Source organism: Dyadobacter chenwenxiniae (genome assembly GCF_022869785.1).
In the GTDB taxonomy this organism is placed as follows: domain Bacteria; phylum Bacteroidota; class Bacteroidia; order Cytophagales; family Spirosomataceae; genus Dyadobacter; species Dyadobacter chenwenxiniae.
The window spans coordinates 5,876,464-5,898,416 of record NZ_CP094997.1 but is presented as its reverse complement, the minus strand read 5'-3'; the positions used below and the strand labels follow the sequence as shown (position 1 = coordinate 5,898,416).

At 45.2% G+C, this 21,953-nt stretch carries 17 protein-coding genes; 4 read left to right on the top strand and 13 right to left on the bottom strand.

The annotated features are described in order from the left end of the window. Positions 1–30: 30 nt before the first annotated feature. The 4 genes from MUK70_RS25300 to MUK70_RS25285 form a co-directional block, all read right to left on the bottom strand. Complete coding sequence (locus MUK70_RS25300; RefSeq protein ID WP_234657402.1) at positions 31–1,245, bottom strand: Gfo/Idh/MocA family protein; 1,215 nt, start codon at positions 1,243–1,245, stop codon at positions 31–33. 99 nt (positions 1,246–1,344) lie between these two features. After that, the gene (locus MUK70_RS25295) at positions 1,345–2,661 is read right to left on the bottom strand and encodes a hypothetical protein (protein WP_234657403.1); all 1,317 of its coding nucleotides are present in this window, start codon (positions 2,659–2,661) and stop codon (positions 1,345–1,347) included. A 12-nt stretch (positions 2,662–2,673) separates the two neighbouring features. Continuing rightward, positions 2,674–3,423 (bottom strand): glucosamine-6-phosphate deaminase, encoded by a 750-nt coding sequence (locus MUK70_RS25290; RefSeq protein ID WP_234657404.1) that lies wholly within the window; start codon positions 3,421–3,423, stop codon positions 2,674–2,676. A gap of 37 nt (positions 3,424–3,460) precedes the next feature. Next, positions 3,461–4,891, bottom strand: a complete 1,431-nt coding sequence (locus tag MUK70_RS25285) for a Gfo/Idh/MocA family protein (protein WP_234657405.1) — start codon at positions 4,889–4,891, stop codon at positions 3,461–3,463. A gap of 123 nt (positions 4,892–5,014) precedes the next feature. Between MUK70_RS25285 and MUK70_RS25280 the strand changes: the two genes are divergently transcribed. Further along, the gene (locus MUK70_RS25280; protein ID WP_234657406.1) at positions 5,015–6,031 is read left to right on the top strand and encodes a LacI family DNA-binding transcriptional regulator; all 1,017 of its coding nucleotides are present in this window, start codon (positions 5,015–5,017) and stop codon (positions 6,029–6,031) included. Here the strand turns inward: MUK70_RS25280 and MUK70_RS25275 are convergent. Continuing rightward, entirely contained in the window at positions 6,028–6,876 is an 849-nt protein-coding gene (locus MUK70_RS25275) for an AraC family transcriptional regulator (protein ID WP_234657407.1), read from the bottom strand. The genes MUK70_RS25280 and MUK70_RS25275 overlap by 4 nt on opposite strands. 79 nt (positions 6,877–6,955) lie before the next feature. Between MUK70_RS25275 and MUK70_RS25270 the strand changes: the two genes are divergently transcribed. After that, positions 6,956–8,026, top strand: a complete 1,071-nt coding sequence (locus MUK70_RS25270) for an SDR family oxidoreductase (protein ID WP_234657408.1) — start codon at positions 6,956–6,958, stop codon at positions 8,024–8,026. Positions 8,027–8,080: 54 nt separating this feature from the next. Here MUK70_RS25270 and MUK70_RS25265 read toward each other — a convergent pair whose 3' ends face one another. After that, the gene (locus tag MUK70_RS25265; RefSeq protein ID WP_234657410.1) at positions 8,081–8,443 is read right to left on the bottom strand and encodes a hypothetical protein; all 363 of its coding nucleotides are present in this window, start codon (positions 8,441–8,443) and stop codon (positions 8,081–8,083) included. 126 nt (positions 8,444–8,569) lie between these two features. Between MUK70_RS25265 and MUK70_RS25260 the strand changes: the two genes are divergently transcribed. Together MUK70_RS25260 and MUK70_RS25255 are read left to right on the top strand one after the other, a co-directional pair. After that, on the top strand, positions 8,570–9,886 hold the full coding sequence (locus MUK70_RS25260) for a YihY/virulence factor BrkB family protein (RefSeq protein ID WP_234657411.1): 1,317 nt from the start codon (positions 8,570–8,572) through the stop codon (positions 9,884–9,886). Between the two features lie 392 nt (positions 9,887–10,278). Continuing rightward, the gene (locus tag MUK70_RS25255) at positions 10,279–10,527 is read left to right on the top strand and encodes a hypothetical protein (RefSeq protein ID WP_234605582.1); all 249 of its coding nucleotides are present in this window, start codon (positions 10,279–10,281) and stop codon (positions 10,525–10,527) included. A gap of 104 nt (positions 10,528–10,631) precedes the next feature. Here MUK70_RS25255 and MUK70_RS25250 read toward each other — a convergent pair whose 3' ends face one another. The 7 genes from MUK70_RS25250 to rpoC all read right to left on the bottom strand — a co-directional run bounded on the left by MUK70_RS25250 (position 10,632) and on the right by rpoC (position 21,891). Continuing rightward, complete coding sequence (locus MUK70_RS25250; RefSeq protein ID WP_234657413.1) at positions 10,632–11,027, bottom strand: hypothetical protein; 396 nt, start codon at positions 11,025–11,027, stop codon at positions 10,632–10,634. 284 nt (positions 11,028–11,311) lie between these two features. After that, positions 11,312–13,252, bottom strand: coding sequence for a KUP/HAK/KT family potassium transporter (locus MUK70_RS25245; RefSeq protein ID WP_234657415.1), 1,941 nt, complete (start codon positions 13,250–13,252; stop codon positions 11,312–11,314). Positions 13,253–13,292: 40 nt separating this feature from the next. Beyond that, entirely contained in the window at positions 13,293–14,258 is a 966-nt protein-coding gene (locus MUK70_RS25240; RefSeq protein ID WP_234657417.1) for a hypothetical protein, read from the bottom strand. A 92-nt stretch (positions 14,259–14,350) separates the two neighbouring features. Continuing rightward, positions 14,351–16,495: a xanthine dehydrogenase family protein molybdopterin-binding subunit gene (locus MUK70_RS25235; protein ID WP_234657418.1), complete on the bottom strand. Its 2,145-nt coding sequence runs from the start codon at positions 16,493–16,495 to the stop codon at positions 14,351–14,353. 2 nt (positions 16,496–16,497) lie between these two features. After that, the gene (locus MUK70_RS25230) at positions 16,498–16,959 is read right to left on the bottom strand and encodes a (2Fe-2S)-binding protein (RefSeq protein WP_234605587.1); all 462 of its coding nucleotides are present in this window, start codon (positions 16,957–16,959) and stop codon (positions 16,498–16,500) included. Positions 16,960–17,100: 141 nt separating this feature from the next. Beyond that, a complete protein-coding gene (locus tag MUK70_RS25225) occupies positions 17,101–17,430 on the bottom strand; it encodes a DUF3467 domain-containing protein (RefSeq protein ID WP_234605588.1) in 330 nt (109 codons plus the stop codon). 138 nt (positions 17,431–17,568) lie between these two features. After that, positions 17,569–21,891 (bottom strand): DNA-directed RNA polymerase subunit beta', encoded by a 4,323-nt coding sequence (rpoC, locus tag MUK70_RS25220; RefSeq protein WP_234657419.1) that lies wholly within the window; start codon positions 21,889–21,891, stop codon positions 17,569–17,571. Between the last annotated feature and the right edge of the window lie 62 nt (positions 21,892–21,953).

Genomic DNA, 21,953 nt, shown 5'->3' with positions numbered 1-21,953 from the left:
GTTTTTTATATAATGCAATAGCCGCATGGCTCAGACGGAATATTCAGGCTTCCAGATCTGCACGGACTCCGTGTCCGCCGCAGCATTGCCCATATGGATGGCTATGGAGCCGTCGCGCCCGGTCTCAACATTTGAAATGGGTTTCTTTTTATCCTTAATGCATGTTACGAAGTCCTGCAATGCATAAACTGTCGGTTCCAGACTTTCCTCGCCAGGTTTTCCATAACTTACTTCTACGCCTTTTCCCTGGGTGGTCACCGCCAGTGTCGCACCTGTCACACCATCCACAGTTCCTTTGGCATTATTAGTGGTTTCGGCATAAATGTATGCTTTGTCGCGAAGGATCTCGACCGTTGCTTTGTCTCCTAAAATCCTGATACTGTAACCATTGTATGCGTTGGAAAGCACAGAAGTTACGCTTGCCTTGACGCCGCCCGGATAATCGTAAACTGTCCGGATGTTGTCATAAGTGTCGCGCCCATCCTTCCAGTAATTAATGCCTCCCAGGCCGACGACTTTTGTCGGGTGGCTGTCGACCAGATAATTCACCACATCAATTTCATGCGCGCAAAGCTCGGAAAGCGGGCCTCCGCAATATTCGCGATACATTCTCCAGTTGATCTGACGCTCCATTTTGGGATCTTTCACCGGAAAGCGCCAGTTGGAATTGCGGTTATACTGACATTCAAAATGCGTAACCTTACCCAGCCAGTTTTCCTTTATAATTTCCTTAACCCGGTGATATAAACCATAGTAACGATACTGATAACCAATTTGAAAAACCAGCTTAGAATCATTCACTTTTTTGACCAGATCAATGGCTTGCGGAATGTCATAAGTCATTGATTTTTCAAGATAAATGTGCTTTCCGGCTTCTATGGCCGTAACAGCCATGGGATAATGCAAATAAAGGGGCGTAGCAATAATCACTGCGTCAATGCTTTTGTCTTCCAGCAATTTGCGATAATCGGAGTAGCCTTTTGCTCCTTTTTCTGCCAGGCTTAACCCTTTTTGCAGGTTTTCAGGGATCGTGTCACAACATGCCACCAATGCAATCTCAGGCATTTCCTTGATCAATGTGCACAAGCCAGCTCCCCGGGAACCTGTGCCAATAATGCCCAGACGTATCTTGTCGGCAGCTTTTGGCAGCGCTGCGAAGAGCGGATGGTTGATTACCGACAGGCCTGCGGCTGCGGTTAATCCTGTTGCAATAAAATGCCTGCGGGAAGAAGATTGAGCTGCCATGATAGTTACAAGTTTACATTTACGGGCACGTGCCCGTAAATGTAAACAAATTTTTGTATTTTCTATAAATGATCCCGATGCTAAATGGGATGCTTACTATCAGCTATTTTTAAGCCACTTGTCAAACCAATCAAATGCATCCTTCTGCATTACAGCATCGAACTTGTGTTCTCCATCATAAAATTTGCCCAGATATTTGTCCTTTGCTCCTGCTTTTGCAAAAACATCGCCTAAAACCTTATCTGCTTTTTTCATTTCAGGAAGCGTGTAAAGCTCATCCTGGTTATTGTTTTGGACTAATGTCGGCAACGGCACACGCAGTCCCAGGATTTCAGGAAAATCAAGATAATTGGGCAAAAGCGGCGTGTAAGTCATCCAGGTGTGGGTCACTGATTTGTTCAATATCAAGTCTGTCCACGTGGTCATGAAACCGACGCAAACTGCACATTTGATCCGCGCGTCCATTCCGCCGAGATAAACCGTTCGTAAACCGCCGCCCGACAAGCCGCCACACCCTATGCGTTGCGGGTCCACGTCGCTACGCTGCTCCAAAATATCCAGCGCAATCTGATCTTCTGCCAGAAAAACGCCCGGCCAGGTGGTTCCGGCGCAAAAAAGTGATTTGGACATGACATGCTCATGCGCAATTGACCATTCGTTATAGGCTTCAATGTTCTCTTTTTTCTCGGGGTCCTGGTCTGATTTGCCAGCCGTGTCTACTTCACCCCAGCTGAGCCCCTGCACATCTTCAAATCTGACGCGCCTGCTGCCAAATGTGAATGCGTCATGCACAAGCACCACATAACCGCGCTTCGCGACTTCATTGGCCCACGCCAGTCCGCTATAATCCGTTACCTGGTGCTCTTTCAAAAGCGGGTGCTGGTCATCGGAGGTTTTGACAATTTTACGATATCCAAAATACTTTTTCCCTGCGTGATCGTGCAAACCAAGGATTGCGGGAAGTGGCTTGGTTGCGCCTTGCGGCTTCAATACAACGGCCTGCGTTTTGTGCCCATAAGGCAATTGCCAGGAAATTTCTTCAATGTCCAGACCGTCGTAAACGTACTTTTTATCAACATTAACCTTTGGTAAAGGCGATTTCGGCGGACTGGCAATCAGTTCCTGTGCTTTGGCATAGGCTTCTTTTTTCCAGGTGCCGAGATCTTTCCATCCGGGGTCCCTGAAAGACAACGGCGGGACTGGTTTCAGCAACGAAGCTGCCCAGTTCCCATAGTCGCCAATGATGCTTTTTCCTGGTAATTGAACGTTTTCAGAAACCATATTTTCCATTGGGACAGAATTTGATATTGCATCTAAATTAAAACTAAAAGGAATGGCCATGGCAGTCAATGACGTTTTCAGAAATTCCCGTCGGTTGTTGTCTGCATTTTGGCCTGTCGGATTTCCAGGTTTCATATCATTTTTAAGTTAAGCGACCACTTTTTCTGATAACAGGGATGCGGAGTTTTTATCCAGAAAAAACGTGCATTGCGCGTGCTCCTGCAAAATACTCGCTGGATACATGTTGCTCACTTCTTCCAGCAAACTATTTTTGACAGCCAATGCTTTACGCTCGTCCGGCACGGAGCAAACGATATACCTGGATTTCATGATCTGCCTCACCGTCATACTGATCGCCTGCAAAGGGACCTCTTCCAGTGAGCCAAACCAGCCTTCGCCCATTTGTTGCATGCGGCAGGGCTCGTCCAGATTTACAACATGATATGGGTCTTCATTTTCAAAATCGGCAGGCGGATCATTGAATGCAAGATGTCCGTTTTCACCAATGCCTACCAATGCCACATCAATCGGATGCTGGCTGATAATGCCGTTCAGATGTGCGATTTCTTCGGGAATGACGCCTTCACCATTGATGAGGTAAACGGCTTTTAATGCTGGAACTTTATCCAGAAAGCGCTCTTTCAAATACTTTCTGAAACTGGCGGCATGGGCCAACGGCAAGCCGATAAATTCGTCGAGGTGGAACATGGTAACCTTCCCCCAATCGATGTTTTCTTCTTTTATTAATTGTTCCAAAGTTTGAAACTGACTGGTTCCCGTGGCAAGAATAATGTCTGCAGAACCTTTTTCTGCGATGGTTCTGCGGATCAGTTCTGCGGCAAGCGCAGCAGCCTTTACTCCCAATTCGTGCTTATTCTCCGAAATGACAATTTTCATTACAAATCTGATTATGACTTTTATTTAACTCAAAAAACTAAGATTTCACACCCGTATTTCCTCCTTGCGAAAGCGCAATGTCGACGGGTTTATTGGTTTTCCAGGCTCCGGCAGTAAAATCGGGAATGTCGATGGAATTGGAACGGTGCGCAACAGACCATTCGCTCAGAGGTGCGATAACACTCCACGAAGCTGCGTCATAAACGTCCTGGTCGAGCGCTAAGCCATTTCTCAGGCAGTCGATCAGTCGCCAGTCCATCAGGAAGTCCATGCCTCCGTGGCCTCCAACTTTCTTGGCGAGCTCGCCAATTCTTTTCACAATTTCAGGCTGGTATTTTTGTTCCAATGCTTTGAACTCGGCTTCTTTAAGCCATTCGTGGCCCTGGGCAATACGACCTTCCGGGCTTCCAGCCGGGCTCCCAGCCGGCCCTGCTTCGGGCAATGGATATTTTTGTGCTGATCCCTTTGTGCCGCTGATCACGTGCAATCGCGAATAAACGCGGGGCGAAGTTACGTCATGCTGCAGCATGATCGTTTTTCCTTTTGCTGTCCGGATCGTGGTCGTGTTCATATTCCCCCGGAATTTCTTGCCCTTAAATTGTTTGAACTCGGGATCTTCGGCGGCCAGCTTCTCGGCGCGTGCCTGCAGCATGAAATCGTTACTGGCCATGCTGACCAGATAATCCATCTTATCGCCGCGGTTGATGTCCATAATCTGCGCCACAGGCCCTAATCCGTGGGTTGGATAGAGATTTCCATTACGCTGATTTTCTTTCAATCGCCAGAGATCGAAACGTTTGGATTTATCAAAAAATGAATCGTAAATGTCGTGTATATAAGCACCCTCGGCGTGGATAATTTCGCCGAAATAGCCTTGGCGGGCCATATTCAAGGTGAGTAATTCAAAAAAATCATAACAGCAGTTTTCAAGCATCATACAATGCTTCTTGGTTTTCTCCGAAGTCTGAACCAATTGCCAGCATTCATCGACCGTTACAGCTGCGGGAATCTCGACGGCTACGTGCTTGCCTCGCTCCATTGCGTAAATGGCCATGGGCGCGTGCAGGCTCCAGGGCGTGCATATATAAATGAGGTCCAGATCTTCCTGGTCGCACATTTGCTTCCAGGCATCGGCCGTTCCGGAATAAACCTTTGGATTATGCTCCGTGCCTTCAAAAGTTTTTTTCGCTTGCTCCGCCTTTTCCGTTCTGATATCACAAAGTGCCTTAACCTGCACATTTTCCAATTTTTTGATCCGCTGAATGGCACCCCCGCCTCGGTTGCCGAGTCCAATGTAACCCATGCGAACGATTTCGATTTTTGGCGCTGCATAGCCGCTCATGTTGAATTTCGGAGCGGAGGGAATAACCTCCGGGGTCTGTTCGAGTGGGCTGGCATTAGCGTAACCGGCATTCAGCAGTCCGATGCTGCTTAATCCGGTGAGTTTGAGGAAATCTCTTTTTTTCATGGGTTTAGTTTGATATACTTACAATGCTACGATAACTCGATTAGCTATCCTGAATTTTCGAATTAATTATTAACGAGAACGTTATCGGAAAACAGCAGCGGTTTCCTGCTTCCAGACCCTACCATGCGCAGATTAGCCACCATTAAAGACATTGCAAAAGCACTGGGCATATCCGTCGCGACGGTTTCCAGGGCGTTGCGCGACGCCTATGATGTGAGCCCGCGAACGAGGCAACTGGTGCTGGAAAAGGCACAGGAGTTGCATTACAAGCCCAATTTTAATGCAACGGGTTTGGTAAAAAGCAGTACGCACAAGATCGGCGTAATCATCCCGGCAATTACCAATTATTACTTTTCAACGGTGATTACCGGCATTCAGGAAGTGGCTCAAAGCAAGGGTTATAACATCATTTTATACATTACAAATGACTCGCCGGAGCTTGAAAAAAAGATCGTCTATGATCTTTCGCTAAGCAGTCTGGATGGTTTGCTGGCCTGCGTTTCCTCGCCTTCGGATGCTTGCAAACATTTCCAGGAACTGATCGATGATGGCCTTCCTGTTGTCTTTTTTGACCGTGTTCCTGAAAAAATCAGTATTTCAAAGGTCATGCAGGACGATTACAATGGGGCATATCAGGCTGTGAACCACTTGATTGAAATGGGCTATCAAAAGATCGCTCACATCACGGGGCCGAAGGGCATGTTTCTGACAGAAAATCGGCTGCGTGGTTATAAAGATGCACTTCGGGATCAACAGCTTGATTTTGATAGCGACTGGGTCGTTTATTCCGGATTTTCCCAACAGGATGGCGAGGCGGATATTGAGCAATTATTAATAGAAAATACGAAAAGACCGGATGCAATTTTCGCAGTGAACGATCGCAAGGCAATTGGCGCAATGGTGGCTCTGAAACGTAAAAATATCCGGATAGGCGCCGAAGTGGGCGTTATAGGCTTTACCAATGACCCAATTTGTGAAATCATTTCTCCCACCTTATCAACTGTTGCCGAGCCCGCTTACGAAATCGGCCGAAAGAGCTGCGAATTGTTGCTCACCCACATTAAAAAGGTCAACTTTGCCGGAGAAGAAGTCGTTCTTTCGGGCGCGTTGATCGTGCGGGAATCTACATCCCGCATTTAGGGATTTTTTAGTTGGCTACGGAGTTCAGAAGGTGTGTATCCGCGGTGCTGCTTTACAAACTTGTTGAAATGGCTCAAATCCGTAAAGCTGAGTTCGTCACTAATTTCTTTAATCGAAAATGAGCTGTATTTCAGCCGGTTCTCGATTAAGTGAAGCTTGTTATTCGAAATGTATTCCCGCAGGGTAAAACCTGTTTGCTCCTTAAAAAACAACCCAAAATAGTGTTTTGAAAAGCCGAAGGTGTGCGCTAAATGCGCCGCCTGCGTTTTTTCCACTGCGTAAATGTGCTCGTGAATATATTGAATGATGCGGTTGATTTTCTCCACATGCTTAGGTGCCGATCCGACGAAGCCAGGCACTAGGTTTCGCTTAATTATGGCAAGTATCGCCTGAATGAGGAAGAATACTGTTTCATTCCCCTCATTTTTATCATCCTGCCACTCCCGGGCAATGAGCCGCATGAGGCTGTCGGTCTTCTGTTTCTCGGAATCTGTTTGTAGCAAGGGCCTGGTCCTGTTTTGCGCCTGGATCAGCAGCTGGTCCATATTTTTATTCCAGCTATCAGTAACTTGTATATTTTCAATACTTCTCAGATATGTATAGCTGAATTTGATAAAGGTGAATTCGGTTTCTTCTTCTATTTCAAACCTGTGATAATCGCAAGGTGCAAGCAGGAACAACTGCGGCCCGTCATAGGGAATATAGGTTCCGGAAACACAATGGGCGCCTCTTCCTTTGTGTACGAATATAATTTCGAAATGATTATGGTTGTGCACGGGATGCTCCCACTGACCGGCGGTGAAGTGCGACAATTTTAAATATTCGTGTTGAAAATACCTTTTCATTGCATTAATAATTTACCGGTAATCCATGCAAATATACCAGTTAACCCTTTCATCCCCGATATAACTTTGCTCCGTAACAATGAAGCAGCAAACCATGGAAAATGTAAAAACAGCACTCGTTGCCGGAGCAAACGGCATTATCGGCGAGAATCTCATTCAATATCTAGCAGCCCTGCCGGATTGGAAAATTATTGGGCTATCCAGAAGAGGTGGAAAAGGAACTGAGAAGATCTCCTACATTTCGGTTGATCTTCTGGACATGAACGATGTTGAGGTCAAACTGGCTGGCCTTTCCCAAGTCACACACGTTTTTTATGCGGCATACCAGGACAGGCCGACCTGGGCAGAGCTTGTTGCGCCCAATCTTTCCATGCTCACGAATTTGGTGGAAGCGATTGAAAAAATATCACCGAAGTTGGCGCATGTAAGCTTAATGCAGGGTTATAAGGTTTACGGCGCTCATCTGGGGCCTTTTAAAACGCCTGCAAAAGAAAACGATGCGGGCCATATGCCGCCCGAATTCAATGTCGATCAGCAAGATTTCCTTGAAGCAGCTCAAAAAGGCAAGCATTGGAGCTGGTCGGCGATCCGTCCTTCCGTTGTGGGAGGCATTGCGCTGGGCAATCCTATGAACCTGGCCGTGGCAATTGCCGTGTACGCCTCTATTTCCAAAGAATATAATTTACCGTTGCGCTTCCCCGGTAAACCGGGTGCTTATCATTCCTTATTGGAAATGACCGACTCGGAGCTGTTGGCAAAAGCGACCATTTGGGCAGCAACTGACGAAAAGTGTGCAAACCAGGCATTTAATATTAATAATGGCGACCTGTTCCGTTGGAATGATATGTGGCCAAAAATTGCCCGTTATTTTGGAATGGAAGTTGCACCGCCGTTACAAATGTCGCTCACAACGATCATGGCCGATAAAGAGGCTCTTTGGAAAAATATGATTCAGAAATACTCCCTTGCGCCCCATAACTATGGCGAATTGTCTTCCTGGACATTCAGCGATTTCGTATTCTCCTGGGATTACGACATGTTCGCGGACGGATCAAAAGCAAGGCGGTTTGGCTTCCATGAGTATGTGGACACCGAAGAAATGTTTATAAAAATTTTTGATTCGCTGAAAAAACGAAAGGTAATCCCATAAAAAAGTAGTCTGTCTTAAAATCACGACAGACTACTTTTAGCACATGTATGTTAATCAGTCCTTCTTTTTGGGCGTTGCTTTGTCACTTTTATTCAGAGAGGCGTCGCCTTTGTTGAGTTTAGTGGCATTTGCCCTGCCCTTCGCTTCATTGCCTTCCTTACCAGTGCCGCTGGTTGCATTGGAACCATTGATCTGGCCAGCCTTCCCTGATTGCGTGGCCTTACTATTTCCTATTTCATGATTCGCGCCCTGTGTCGTTCCCTGCGTATCCGTGCCCTCATTCTTCCCACCTGCTTTGCTACTGTCCGCCGTTGCAGTTCCCTGCTGTTTCGGATTGGTCGATTGCGTAGTTGACTGGGCGTAAACTGCGGAAGAAATTGCAAAAGCGAATATGAAACTTGCTATTATCTTTTTCATGATTGGATTAATTAGTTGATGATTTTCCAGTGCATGCCTTTAAAAATCATACCCGCACGCACGGCCTTCGAACTGGCATGGATATTGTTGATTGGTTGGCGTTTAACCAGATAGCTCGCATTCACTATGAACATTACTACATCACGACCAAAATTCATATGGTCGCTTTTTAAAGACAGCTTTTCTGAATTTATGGAAGACAACGGTCTCAAACTGAGCGCTGCATTGTCGTACTATACCATATTTTCCCTGGCTCCCATGCTCCTTGTAATTATTTCCATTGTGAGCATTGTCTTTGGCAAGGAAGCGTTTCAGGGTGAATTGTTTGGGCAAATAAGTGGGCTTGTGGGCAAGGAAGCCGCTGCTCAGTTGCAGGATTTGATAAAAAATGCAGAGCTCTCGAATAAATCGGGTATTGCGGCCACAGTTGGGATCGTCACGCTGCTGATTGGTGCGACGGGGGTTTTTGCAGAAATCCAGGATTCGATCAATTATATATGGTCTATCAAATCCAAACCGAAGAAAGGCTGGCTACAATATCTTAAAAACAGGTTGCTATCTTTTTCTATAATCCTTACCCTTGGGTTTTTGCTCATTGTGTCGCTCGGAATAAACACATTGGTAGATCTGATGAGTGCGCAGTTGGAACGTTATTTCTCGGAGGTTTCAGTTATCTTTTTTTCCGTGTTGAATGTAGTTGTGGTAATGGCGGTCATTACTGCACTTTTCACAGTCATATTTAAAGTCCTGCCCGACGGGCATGTACGCTGGAAAGAATGTATGGTGGGCGCTGCATTCACCGCCGTTCTTTTTGCTATTGGCAAGTTTGCGATCAGTTTCTATCTTGGTAAACAGGATCTCGGCGCAACTTATGGCGCATCTGCATCCATTGTCATCCTGTTAACCTGGGTATACTATTCCTCCATTATACTATATTTCGGTGCCGAATTCACAAAAGTGTATGCAAGAACGGACGGTGTGAACATTTCTCCCAATGAACATGCTGTACTCATGGTAAGGCGCGAAGTGGAACAGGAGAACCCTGCGGAAGCGATAAAAGAGGCGGATACTAACACATTTAGCCCAAAAGAAGTTACGCATAAAGTGATGGATACTGTCACCCAGTTCATTGATGACAAGCTCAATGCGATCCGGGCCGAGATTAAGGCGAAAATTGCAGAATTCACTGCTCCTTTCTCCTTCTACGCTTATGCGGCCGTTATCGTATTCCTGATTGTGATTACAGTGGTTGTTTTACTCGGACATTTTTTGAATAATGCGTTTAACAGTGATTATCTCGGCTTTGTGGTCTTACTGGGCTTTACCTTAGTGTTATTTTCTCTTTGCTTTATCTTCCGGGAAAATTTGCTCGAATCTATCCGGAGAATGATTGCTAAAAGAGTTCAGACAAAAAATGAAGAACAGAAGCAAACATTAAGCTGAAATACAGAACCTCTGGTTTTTCGTCTACTATTCCGTAGCCTATCAGCTTTTCACTTTGACTTTTCCATTTTTGTGCGGCCATAGTTGTGAAGTTGGATTCAGATTTCTGATTCCGCGTTGCATAATTCGGAAATTTAAATTATCCTAAAATATATTTAAGTAATCTAATTTATAAGTTAATATACGTTTCAGGCCGTCAAAAGGGCTTTTTGTAAACATCCGTTTAATCAATAATTCAATTTTTGTTGATACTAAAAAGCCTGTCGGCTATGTTTGTACAAATATTTCTACTTATTTGTACTACATTTTAAAATCCCACATTTACGGCTGATAGCAAATTAAATTTTTGGCATAAAAATTTAAAAACTACCTATCAGTAAAAACATAAACCTATGGTCACATTAAATTATATGAAGAACGACTGGGTGAAGGAAAAGAACGGATCCCGGATTATGCAAGTTGACGAATATCAGATTGTAGAAACTGTAACTTATGCCAACGGAAACTCAACGCCTATAACGAAGAGAGCTTACAATGGAAAGGTGTGGTGCACATGGGTAAATGAAAATAAAGCCGTGGTAACCCAACCTTTTCCCGAATCAGACCTTGAACCGGCAGTACCCGAATTAGCACATTACTGATTTTGCAGTGACATTCGTTTTCCGACCATAAAGCGATTGCAATGTGAATTAAAATGCCCGGACTTTCTGTTCCGGGCATTTTCTGAATTTAGCAATATTGATGATTATGGTTTTGCTGTTGGCTCGTTAGCGGTTCCTGTTGCATCAGACTCAGCATCTTTTGCTGCCTTTTTATTTTTCTTGCGGTTCATTTTTTCCGCTTTTCTGTCAGTCGCGGGCATTAAGGAATCCTTAATTACCGCACCGGATTTTTGCTGGTCTTTAATTAATGTATCATCTGACGGCGTGTTGGATGGTCGTACAGGTGATTGCGGCGAGTTGAATTCGGCTTTCTTTTCAGTTGTCGGGTTGGTCGACGCCGGCTCTGTGGTTGTTGGGTCCTGCGTCGGCACACTTTGCGGCTGCGCGGGTGACGTAGGCGTTGTCGGGACTGTCTGAGCATAGCTGACAGCAGAGAAAGCCAATGCTGATATCAGGATAAAAGTTTTTAAAGTTCTCATTTTCAGTTCAGTTAGTTTACTAATGATGTGATACATTCAGTTACATCCAAAACTATTCCTGAAACCAATAAGTCAGGCTCAAAATGCAGAATTTCGTAATTGCATGTTTAGGCCCTGATAGCGGGCATTTTTGCGTACTCGTAATAAGTGTTAAGGGTTGTATCTTACTAGTTATAAATAACTTATCCACAAATTGCGCATTGTCTTACCCAAAAGTCTCAATTTGAAATTTTGGAATAAAATTACAGCCTTATAAATAACACTAAATAGTTCTACGCGACGAACTAGCTATATACTCTTTTCATCCGGATCTTCTCGCTTGGCGTCAGCACCAGCGGCACTTTTTCGACTTTGACCGCACTGCTATCCAACCCAAACCATTTATCTTCCGAAGTTGTAATGCTTTTAATTGCAAAATAAATCTTCATGATTACCTCCTCCATGAAAGGCAGATTGTTTTCAAGTGAAAGATAACGTTCAAGAACGATAAAACGGAAGTCGCCGGTTATGTTCTGGCGGTTCAAAGACTCATAACGGCTGGTAATATCAACTTCCTTATTAGCCACCATATCTTCAACCACCTTGCGGAAAAACAGATTTATGCGTTGCTCAATTCGGAAACCTAACCTGAATGTTACTTTAATAACATCATCCTCAGCAAGAATGTTGACGTGATAATCCATCGTATATGGCTCATCGGTCGTTTCTACATGCACAAACCAGTAAATATCGGCGCGTTTGGGGCGCTTGTAAAAGACGGAGTAAATGATCTTCGTCTCGATTTCGGATTCATGCGACGCATTGGACATAAAAATCAGGTGGGTGGAGTATTTAGGAATGCTAATATCATTGCTAAGCTCACGCAAAGGTCCTATGTACTTTTCCAGACTTTCAAACTCTGTAAGTCTTAATTTGATAAAATAGGCTCTAAGCCAGACCGTTATAACAAAACCAATGACCATTGCAAGCAACAGGGAAACCCATCCCCCGTGCATAAATTTCAGCAGGTTAGCAGCCAGAAAAGCCCCCTCAATTGCCAGATAGACTACAATAAAAATCGCAAGCAGCCACTTTTGCACTTTGTTTACATATAGATAGACCGACATGAGAATTGTGGTCATAATCATTGTCATTGTAATAGCCAGACCATAAGCTGCTTCCATGTGTGATGATTCCTTGAAATAAAGGACAATCCCTATGCAGCCGGCCCACAAAAGCCAGTTTACACTTGGCACATATAGCTGGCCTTTCTGATCACTTGGGTAGACCAATCGCACCTTAGGCCAGAAATTGAGGCGGATCGCCTCGGAAATCAATGTAAATGAACCGCTTATCAAGGCCTGGCTGGCAATGACGGTCGCCATGGTTGCAATCGCAATCCCGGGCAGGAGCCACCAGTCTGGCATAATTTCGTAGAAAGGCTTTTTACCTTCCAGATGGGTTCCCGTGTGGGCAATTAACCATGCACCTTGTCCGAAATAATTGAGAATGAGGCAGGTTTTCACAAAAACCCAACTCACCCGGATATTCCCGCGCCCGCAATGCCCGAGATCGCTATATAATGCTTCTGCGCCCGTCGTACAAAGAAACACGGCGCCCAACATCCAAAACCCGCCGGGATGGTTTGCAAGTAACTGATAGCCGTAGTACGGATTCAGCGACTTTAATATTTCCAAATGCCCGCTTACCTGGTGCACACCTAAAACGGCAAGCATCACGAACCAGATCATCATAACCGGTCCGAAAGCACGTCCGACAATGGTTGTCCCAAAGATCTGAATGATGAACAGCAGCGTCAGAATTCCGATCACGATGGGAATGGTCTGAATATTGGGATAAAGAATTTGTAAGCCCTCCACTGCGGATGATACGGAAATAGGCGGCGTTATGATGCCGTCAGCCAGCAATGTGCTCGCACCAATAATAGCCGGAACGGTTAGCCAGCGCGCATTTTTCCTTACTAATGCATACAATGCGAGAATCCCTCCTTCGCCTTTATTATCTGCACGGAGAATAAGGATCACATATTTCAGCGTGGTTTGGAGGGTTAAAGTCCAGAAAATGCATGAAACGGCTCCGTAAACAACCTCCTCAGAGATCATTTCTTTGCCAATAATCGCTTGCATTACATACAGCGGCGAGGTGCCGATATCTCCAAAAATGATTCCTAATGCAACCAGAAGCCCGGCTGCAGATGCCTTGTCAAGATGTTTATGCGATCCCATTTAATGAATATTGAAAGTGTGCGAAGTTAGCGGGACGCGTTCAGAAAGTGTAAAATTCATAATTAACATTCCATTTTGTTTCTTGTCCTGGCTTCGCGCTGATATGAATGTATGGTTCAGGGCAAGAGGTTGTGGGATTAGCCCAGTAGACCAATTTTTCCAAGGGCCTGTCTCCCGTTATTCTCACGCCTGCTGACGTTTTGATGTTTTCAATACGAATATCGTAGTCTTTGGCATTTGGCCCAAAACCTTTTAGCCCGCTGCTGAAAACCTGATCGCCTGGTACAACTGGCCGCGCATAGGTCAGCGTTTTTTCCTTTGCATTAATAATTGTTCCAAAACCTGCTCCCTCTCCACTTACGGTAAAGGGGAATACAATCCTGATATTCTCGTTGGTCGGTTCTTTATCAATCATGAAAAAATTATGATTGTAAGTGCTCGTGGCAATGTCTTTGGATCCTGTATTTTTAAGACTGTGCTCCAATACAAGCTGAGGCTTTCCTTTTACCAGTTTCAATGTCTTGGTATACACATAGCCATAACCGGTTGGATCTTTCAGGGTATGCGTGAATGTTACCTGGTCTTTCTTTTTATCCACCGTCCATTTGCCTCCATCTTTGATCTCGTAATTGGTGGCAAATGAGTATTTTTTGTCATCTGGTTTTACCAAAACACCTACGCCTATTTTGACAAATGTTCCACCTGCTTTGGCCTTGTCAAAATCCAGCGCTACAAATTCTTCGACCGGTCCCATGATGGCGTCATGCAATTTAGGATCATAAGTGCTGTTCCACTGCCCGAAATAAGAATGTCCTTTGTATTCAAGAGTTGGCACCTGACCCGCCCAATCGAACCTTACACCGCGATAATAACCGTTTGCACTGTCTGGCAAAAACAGTTTAGCATTGATGACACCGTTGGAGATTTCAGCTTGTGGGAAGTCTATTACCCTGAATGCACTGATGGCCAGGCATATCAAAGCAAAGAGCAGTGTTATTCTTTTCATGGTTGTGGTTTTGGAATATCGGGACAAGTAAAAGGCAGTAAGATAATGCAATGATACATCTCTTACTGCCTCGGACTGTATTCTTTTTTTCTTTACGAAATGCCTTTAAATGCTTCCTCGTTCACAAATGGCTGATTACGCAGCCGTTGCTTGGTTGCTTTGTAAAATGCGTTTGCCATTGCTCCGCCAGCCGGGGGCAAAGCAGGTTCGCCGAGGCCGGTGGGGGAAATGCCATTGTTCACAAAATGCACATCCACTTCGGGGATTTCATTCATCCTGATCAGGCGAAAACCATTGAAGTTGCTCTGATCCGGCGCACCGTCTTTGAATGTCATATTGCCATACATGGCATGTCCGAGGCCATCCACAACGCCACCTCTTACCTGCTGCAATGATCCGCTTTGATTAATTACGATACCGCAATCCACTGCTGCAATAACGTTCTTCAAAACCGGTTTGCCTTTCTGCATTACAATCTCGCCTACTTGGGCAACGTATGATCTGTGCGAAAAGTAGACACTGAATCCTTGGTAAACGCCTTTTTTCTTGCCCCAGTTGCTTTTTTCTGCCGCCAGCTTGATTACAGCTATCATCCTGTCCACGTCGTATTTTATCGCATTAACCGGTGATTTCTTGGCTTTTTCAAGCAATTCGAGCCTGAACGCGACCGGATCTTTTCCGGCTGCCTCTGCTACTTCGTCCAGAAAGGATTGCTCTGCATAAGCGAGAAAATTGGTGATCGGAGCGCGCCATGGGCCTGTTGTAATGGGTGATTTATGCTCCACCGAGTCGATTAACAGGTTATCCACAGATCCGGAAGGGAAATTGTCTTCGCGGGTGGAGTTGCCTGAATTCATTCCTACGCCACGTAATTTATAGCCGATCAATGTTCCGCTTTTGTCCAATGCCGCTTCAAAACGATAACGCACCGCGGGACGGTAAGTGCCGCCAGTCATATCATCCTCACGCGTCCAAACTACTTTTACCGGCGCTTTTACAAGTTTTGAAACATGCGCTGCTTCAATTACAAAATCAGCTGAAAGCCTGCGACCGAATCCACCGCCCTGGCGTGTAATTTCAACCGTTATTTTTTCTGGTGCGATGCCAGTAAGTTTAGCAACCTCTGTACGTGCGCGCTCGGGTGTTTGCGTAGGCCCAACCAGCTCAACGCCATCTTCACGAACATGCGCGAAGAAGTTCATCGGCTCCAATGGGCTATGTGGCAGGAAAGGACATTGATATTCGGCCTTAATGACCTTTGCAGCATTTTTAAATGCTGCTTCCACGTCTCCGTCCTTACGCCTTACCGTTGCCTCGCCATTATCCATTAACTGCGAGAAAATGCGGTTGTGATCGGCAGTGCTTTCAAGTTCCGCTGCTTTTTCATACTCAATTTTCAACGCATCTTTGGCTTTTTTCACCTGCCAGGTGGATTTGCCCACGACGGCAACACTGTTTTCAAATGTTACGACATCCACGATGCCCGGCATTGCTTTCGCCGCGGCGGAGTCAACAGACTTCAATTTTAATCCGAATGCTTTTGGTCTTTGGATTAAGGCAAACAACATTCCTTCCTTGTAAAAATCAAGTCCGAAAAGCGGCTTCCCAGTGGCTATATTATGATTATCAACATTCCGAACAGATTGTCCGATCAGTTTGAAATCCTTTTCATTTTTTAATTTGACCTCCGTTGGGGCAGTTAGCTTTGAAGCAGCCTCTGCCAATTCACCATAAGTAGCCGATTTACCGGAAGTTTTGTGTAAAACTTTACCATTCTCCGTTGTCAACTCTGATGCAGGGATATTCCATTTTGCTGCGGCCGCTTCTATCAAAAGATGACGCGCCGTTGCGCCTGCTTTACGAAGCCGTTCCCATGAATGGGGCACCGCGCCGCTTCCACCTGTAACCTGTCTTTCAAATATGCCGGTGTCCAGATTTCCCTGAACCGTTTTTACCTGTTTCCAATCTGCATCCAATTCTTCCGCCACGACCATTGGAAATGCGGTTTTAATTCCTTGTCCAATTTCCGGGTTTGGCGAAACAATTGTTATGATATTATCTGTGCCAATGGACAAATAACTGTTGAAATTTATCGAGCCGGCTGCAATGCTTTTGGCATCTACAACCACAGGCAATGCAGTGGAATTGGTCCAATTGAAACCCAAAAACAGCCCGCCACCTGCCGCAGCCGCAATCTTCATGAAATTGCGCCTTGAAGTTTGTTCTAATGTCTGCATGGTCAGTTGGTTTTGGATGCTGCTACTTTGACTGCCTCGCGAATCCGGTGGTAAGTGCCGCAACGGCAAATGTTGCCGCTCATGGTAGAAACGATTTCTTCTTCGGTAGGTTTTGGCTTTTCTTTCAACAATGCAGCTGCTGTCATAATCTGACCGGCCTGGCAATAGCCACATTGCGCTACGTCAACCTCATCCCAGGCTTGCTGAACGGGATGATCTCCCTTTTCAGAGAGTCCTTCAATGGTTGTAACCTTCGCTTTTCCAACAGCGGAAACAGGCAGCACGCAAGAACGCACCGCTTTACCATCCATATGGACTGTACAAGCGCCACATTGTGCAATGCCGCAGCCGTATTTAGTGCCTACAAGCCCGAGATTGTCCCGGAGCACCCACAAAAGCGGGGTGTCTCGCTCCACATCCGCGTCGTATGAGCGGTTGTTAATTGAAAGTTTAAATAACGCCATGGTGAATTTATTGGGTTTCGGAAAAGATTTGTTCCTTATGCAGATTCCGAAGTTACAAAAAATGTCAAAAGTATGGTGACATTAAGCCACTTAAGTTAAATGGCTAATCAAAAGAACTTAGTAAATAAAACCGCGATAATGCTATGCTTCGCCGCCTGGACCACCGAAACTGATTGGGAAATTAAATGTTGGCTCGCTGTCCTGAGAGTTGGGAATAGGTCCGTATTGGTCTTCGTACTTTTGAATGTTGTCTTTCAACGCTGCAATGAGGCGTTTGGCGTGCTCTGGGGTGATGATGATCCGTGCCTTTACTTTTGCGCGCGGGACCCCGGGCATCAGGCGAATAAAATCGAGGATGAATTCGCTGTTTGAATGTGCGATCATGGCTAAATTGGAATAAACTCCTTCGGCCATTTCCTCTGATAATTCTACGTTGATCTGTTGTTCGTTTTCTTTGTTTTCGTCTTCCATCGGTTGGTTTTTATGCGCGCCGTGGCGCCGGGCAGCGATTGCGTATCTCTGCGGAAATTACTAAAAATTAGTATTAATACAGCAAAGAGCCGGTCCCACTTGCGCAGAACCGGCTCTTTTATTTTTTATTCAATTGATCTAAACCAATTCCTTTTTCTTACGTGAAAGTTTTTCACGGGAATCAGTCAAGGCATCGAACTCTTCTTTTGATCCAACGATCAGGCTTTCGTATTGACGCATTCCTGTTCCGGCTGGGATCAAGTGACCTACGATCACGTTTTCTTTCAAGCCTTTCAGTTCGTCGCGTTTTCCACGAACAGCTGCTTCGCTCAATACTTTGGTTGTTTCCTGGAACGAAGCCGCAGAAACGAAACTTTCAGTACCCAAAGAAGCTTGTGTGATACCCATCAAAGTAGGTTTCGCAACAGCTGCCTGCGCATCACGTGCCGTAACCAATTTCAAGTCACGACGTTTCAGGCTTGAATTTTCGTCACGTAAACGGCGAACAGACACGATCATACCTGGTTTCAGCGTCTCGGAGCTACCAGCATCTTCAACAACTTTCAAATCAAGGATCTTATCGTTTTCTTCACGGAATACAACGCGGTCAACTGGCTGCATTTCGAGGAAGTTCGTATCACCTGCATCCAGGATCTCCACTTTCTGCATCATTTGGCGTACGATACACTCGATATGCTTATCGTTGATTTTCACACCTTGCAGACGGTATACTTCCTGAATTTCATTTACCAGATATTCCTGAACCGCTGTTGGTCCTTTGATAGAAAGAATATCAGCTGGCGTGATCGCGCCGTCAGACAATGGATCTCCTGCTCTCACGAAGTCACCATCCTGAACCAGAATGTGTTTCGAAAGGGCAACCATGTAGCGACGTTGCGTTCCGTCTCTTGATTCGATGTGAATTTCACGGTTACCGCGTTTCACACCTCCATAAGAAACTACACCATCGATTTCAGAAACTGTTGCCGGGTTAGACGGGTTACGTGCTTCAAAAAGTTCAGTTACACGTGGCAAACCTCCCGTAATGTCGCGTGTTTTACCAACAACACGTGGGATTTTCGCCAATGGCTGACCCGCTTTAATGTTCGCTCCGGCCTTAACAACCAAACGCGCTCCAACAGGAAGGTTATAACCTTTTTCTGTCTGATCCTTCAATAACGTAGACTTACCTTTCACCACGATCGCCGGGTTTTTGGTTTTATCACGTGTTTCAATGATCACAGATTCCTGGAAACCAGTTTGCTCATCAAATTCTTCACGATATGTAATGCCTTCTTCAATTGCATCGAAAGATACTACTCCGGTGAATTCTGAAAGGATTACTGCGTGATATGGATCCCAAGTACAAAGTTCTTGTCCTTTTTGAACCTTCTCACCATCTTTTACCAAAAGGTGTGCTCCATAAGGAACGTTGTTCGAGATCAGCAACTGGCCTGTTTCAGGATTTGTAATTTTCACCTCTCCCGAACGACCCATTACTACGGTTACTTCATCTCCTTCCGAATTCACAGACTGAACAAGACGAAGATCTTCAAAACCAATCACACCATCGAATTTCGCCTTGATGTTTGCTTCAACAGAAATGTTGGAAGCTGTACCACCGACGTGGAATGTACGAAGTGTCAACTGCGTTCCCGGCTCACCGATTGACTGCGAGGCAATTACACCCACAGCTTCACCAATGTTAACCATATAAGCAGAAGCCAGTGAACGTCCGTAGCATTTCGCACAAACACCATTACGTGTTTCGCAAGTCAATACGGAACGAATTTCAACTGTTTCAATGCTCGTTTCATCAATGTATGAAGCGATTTCTTCTGTAATTTCCTGGCCGGAAGCCAAGATCATTTCATTAGAAAGCGGATCGAACACATCGTGAACGCTCACACGACCAAGGATACGCTCAGATAGTGGTTCAACGATATCTTCATTATCTTTCAATGCAGAAATTGCAATTCCACGAAGTGATCCGCAGTCATTTTCGATAACAACTACATCCTGCGCAACATCATGCAGACGACGTGTCAGGTAACCCGCATCAGCCGTTTTCAAGGCTGTATCGGCAAGACCTTTACGCGCACCGTGTGTTGAGATAAAGTATTCAAGAACGTCAAGACCTTCTTTAAAGTTAGAAAGGATTGGGTTCTCGATGATTTCACCTGCACCACCCGCGATGTTTTTCTGAGGCTTGGCCATCAGACCCCTCATTCCACCCAGCTGACGGATTTGCTCACGCGAACCACGTGCACCTGAGTGCATCATCATATAAATTGAGTTAAATCCGCCTTGGTCAGTTTCCAATTGCTTCATCAACGTCTCTGTAATGCGTGAGTTAACACGTGTCCAGATATCAATAACCTGGTTATAACGCTCGTTTTCAGTAATAAGACCCATCAAGTAGTTGCTCCAAACGTTTTCCACGTCCAGTTTCGCTTGCTCGATCAGTTTCACTTTTTCGTCTGGCACCATTACGTCGTTCAATCCCATTGACAAACCGCCCTTGAAGGCCATTTGGAAACCAAGTTCTTTGATTTCATCCAGGAATTGAGCAGTACGGGCAACACCAGCCAATTTGAATACAAGACCAATGATCTGCTGCAATTTCTTCTTAGTCAGCAACTCATTAATGTAACCTACTTCCTCAGGAACAGCCTGATTGAAAAGGATACGTCCTGCAACAGTGTCAATCAATTTTGTTTCAAATGTTCCGTCGTCGTTACGAACACGCAGGCGGCATTTGATATTGGCATGTTTTGAAACTTTGCCTTCATTGATTGCAATGATTACCTCGTCAGGACCGTAGAAAATCATTCCTTCTCCAATAATTGGATAATGGTCTGTGCTCACGCGGCCTTTTGTAACATAATACAGACCCAAAACCATGTCTTGTGACGGAACCGTAATCGGCGCGCCATTCGCAGGGTTAAGAATGTTATGTGACGAAAGCATCAACATTGAAGCTTCCAAAACGGCTTCCTGACCCAATGGCACGTGAACGGCCATCTGGTCACCGTCAAAGTCAGCGTTGAATGCAGTACACACCAATGGGTGCAACTGAATTGCTTTTCCTTCGATCAACTTAGGCTGGAATGCTTGAATACCCAAACGGTGAAGCGTTGGAGCACGGTTTAGCAGAACAGGGTGTCCTTTCAAAACGTTTTCCAAAATATCCCAGATCACAGGATCTTTACGATCTACAATCTTCTTCGCTGATTTTACAGTTTTAACAATTCCACGTTCGATCAGCTTGCGGATAATGAACGGCTTGAATAATTCTGCCGCCATATCTTTTGGCAAACCGCACTCGTGCAATTTCAATTCAGGTCCTACTACAATTACCGAACGACCAGAATAATCGACACGCTTACCAAGCAAGTTTTGACGGAAACGTCCTTGCTTACCTTTCAGCATGTCAGAAAGTGATTTCAATGCACGGTTACCTTCAGAACGCACTGCATTCACTTTACGACTGTTATCGAAAAGCGAATCAACCGCTTCCTGCAACATCCTTTTCTCATTACGCAAGATCACCTCAGGTGCTTTGATCTCGATCAGACGCTTCAAACGGTTGTTCCGAATGATCACACGACGATAAAGGTCATTCAAATCGGAAGTCGCAAAACGACCACCATCCAAAGGCACAAGTGGACGAAGTTCTGGTGGAATAACCGGAACCATTTTGATCACCATCCACTCAGGACGGTTTTCAATGCGTGTGTTCGCATCACGGAATGCTTCTACAACTTTCAGACGCTTTAATGCTTCTGCTTTACGTTGCTGCGAAGTGTCCGTTGCTGCCTGGTGACGAAGTTCGTATGAAAGCTCATCCAGTTTGATCCGGTTCAAAAGCATTTCAAGCGCATCAGCACCCATTCTCGCGATAAACTTATTTGGATCCGCATCCGGAAGCATTTGGTTTTCGCGTGGTAACTTGTCGATAATATCCAGATATTCATCTTCGGTCAAGAAATCCAGATAACCAACGCCATCTTCTTCCTTGATACCAGCCTGAACAACTGCATATCGCTCGTAATAAATAATTTGATCCAATTTCTTGGTCGATAGTCCCAACAGGTAACCGATTTTGTTCGGCAAGCTGCGGAAATACCAGATATGTGCAACTGGAACAACCAGTTCAATGTGGCCCATACGCTCACGACGCACCTTTTTCTCAGTAACTTCTACGCCGCAACGGTCGCAGATGATTCCTTTGTAACGGATACGTTTGTATTTCCCACAATGACATTCCCAGTCCTTCACAGGTCCGAAGATTCTTTCGCAGAATAATCCGCCCATCTCCGGCTTGTAAGTCCGATAGTTGATGGTTTCAGGCTGGGTTACTTCACCGAATGAGCTCTCAAGGATAGACTCAGGTGAAGCCAGACTGATCGTCATTCTGGAAAAATCACTATTCAGTTTTTTGTTCTTTTTGAAAGACATAATTAAAAAGTCGTTTGTCTAAAAGTTGATTTCAATAATGGCGCGGTTTCCCGCGCCAACGA

What these genes read in the sequence shown, in the direction of transcription:
- MUK70_RS25300 (WP_234657402.1), bottom strand. Translation starts at nt 1,245, where the DNA reads ATGGCAGCTCAATCTTCTTCCCGCAGGCATTTTATTGCAACAGGATTA.
- MUK70_RS25295 (WP_234657403.1), bottom strand. Translation starts at nt 2,661, where the DNA reads ATGAAACCTGGAAATCCGACAGGCCAAAATGCAGACAACAACCGACGG.
- MUK70_RS25290 (WP_234657404.1), bottom strand. Translation starts at nt 3,423, where the DNA reads ATGAAAATTGTCATTTCGGAGAATAAGCACGAATTGGGAGTAAAGGCT.
- MUK70_RS25285 (WP_234657405.1), bottom strand. Translation starts at nt 4,891, where the DNA reads ATGAAAAAAAGAGATTTCCTCAAACTCACCGGATTAAGCAGCATCGGA.
- MUK70_RS25280 (WP_234657406.1), top strand. Translation starts at nt 5,015, where the DNA reads ATGCGCAGATTAGCCACCATTAAAGACATTGCAAAAGCACTGGGCATA.
- MUK70_RS25275 (WP_234657407.1), bottom strand. Translation starts at nt 6,876, where the DNA reads ATGAAAAGGTATTTTCAACACGAATATTTAAAATTGTCGCACTTCACC.
- MUK70_RS25270 (WP_234657408.1), top strand. Translation starts at nt 6,956, where the DNA reads ATGAAGCAGCAAACCATGGAAAATGTAAAAACAGCACTCGTTGCCGGA.
- MUK70_RS25265 (WP_234657410.1), bottom strand. Translation starts at nt 8,443, where the DNA reads ATGAAAAAGATAATAGCAAGTTTCATATTCGCTTTTGCAATTTCTTCC.
- MUK70_RS25260 (WP_234657411.1), top strand. Translation starts at nt 8,570, where the DNA reads ATGAACATTACTACATCACGACCAAAATTCATATGGTCGCTTTTTAAA.
- MUK70_RS25255 (WP_234605582.1), top strand. Translation starts at nt 10,279, where the DNA reads ATGGTCACATTAAATTATATGAAGAACGACTGGGTGAAGGAAAAGAAC.
- MUK70_RS25250 (WP_234657413.1), bottom strand. Translation starts at nt 11,027, where the DNA reads ATGAGAACTTTAAAAACTTTTATCCTGATATCAGCATTGGCTTTCTCT.
- MUK70_RS25245 (WP_234657415.1), bottom strand. Translation starts at nt 13,252, where the DNA reads ATGGGATCGCATAAACATCTTGACAAGGCATCTGCAGCCGGGCTTCTG.
- MUK70_RS25240 (WP_234657417.1), bottom strand. Translation starts at nt 14,258, where the DNA reads ATGAAAAGAATAACACTGCTCTTTGCTTTGATATGCCTGGCCATCAGT.
- MUK70_RS25235 (WP_234657418.1), bottom strand. Translation starts at nt 16,495, where the DNA reads ATGCAGACATTAGAACAAACTTCAAGGCGCAATTTCATGAAGATTGCG.
- MUK70_RS25230 (WP_234605587.1), bottom strand. Translation starts at nt 16,959, where the DNA reads ATGGCGTTATTTAAACTTTCAATTAACAACCGCTCATACGACGCGGAT.
- MUK70_RS25225 (WP_234605588.1), bottom strand. Translation starts at nt 17,430, where the DNA reads ATGGAAGACGAAAACAAAGAAAACGAACAACAGATCAACGTAGAATTA.
- rpoC (WP_234657419.1), bottom strand. Translation starts at nt 21,891, where the DNA reads ATGTCTTTCAAAAAGAACAAAAAACTGAATAGTGATTTTTCCAGAATG.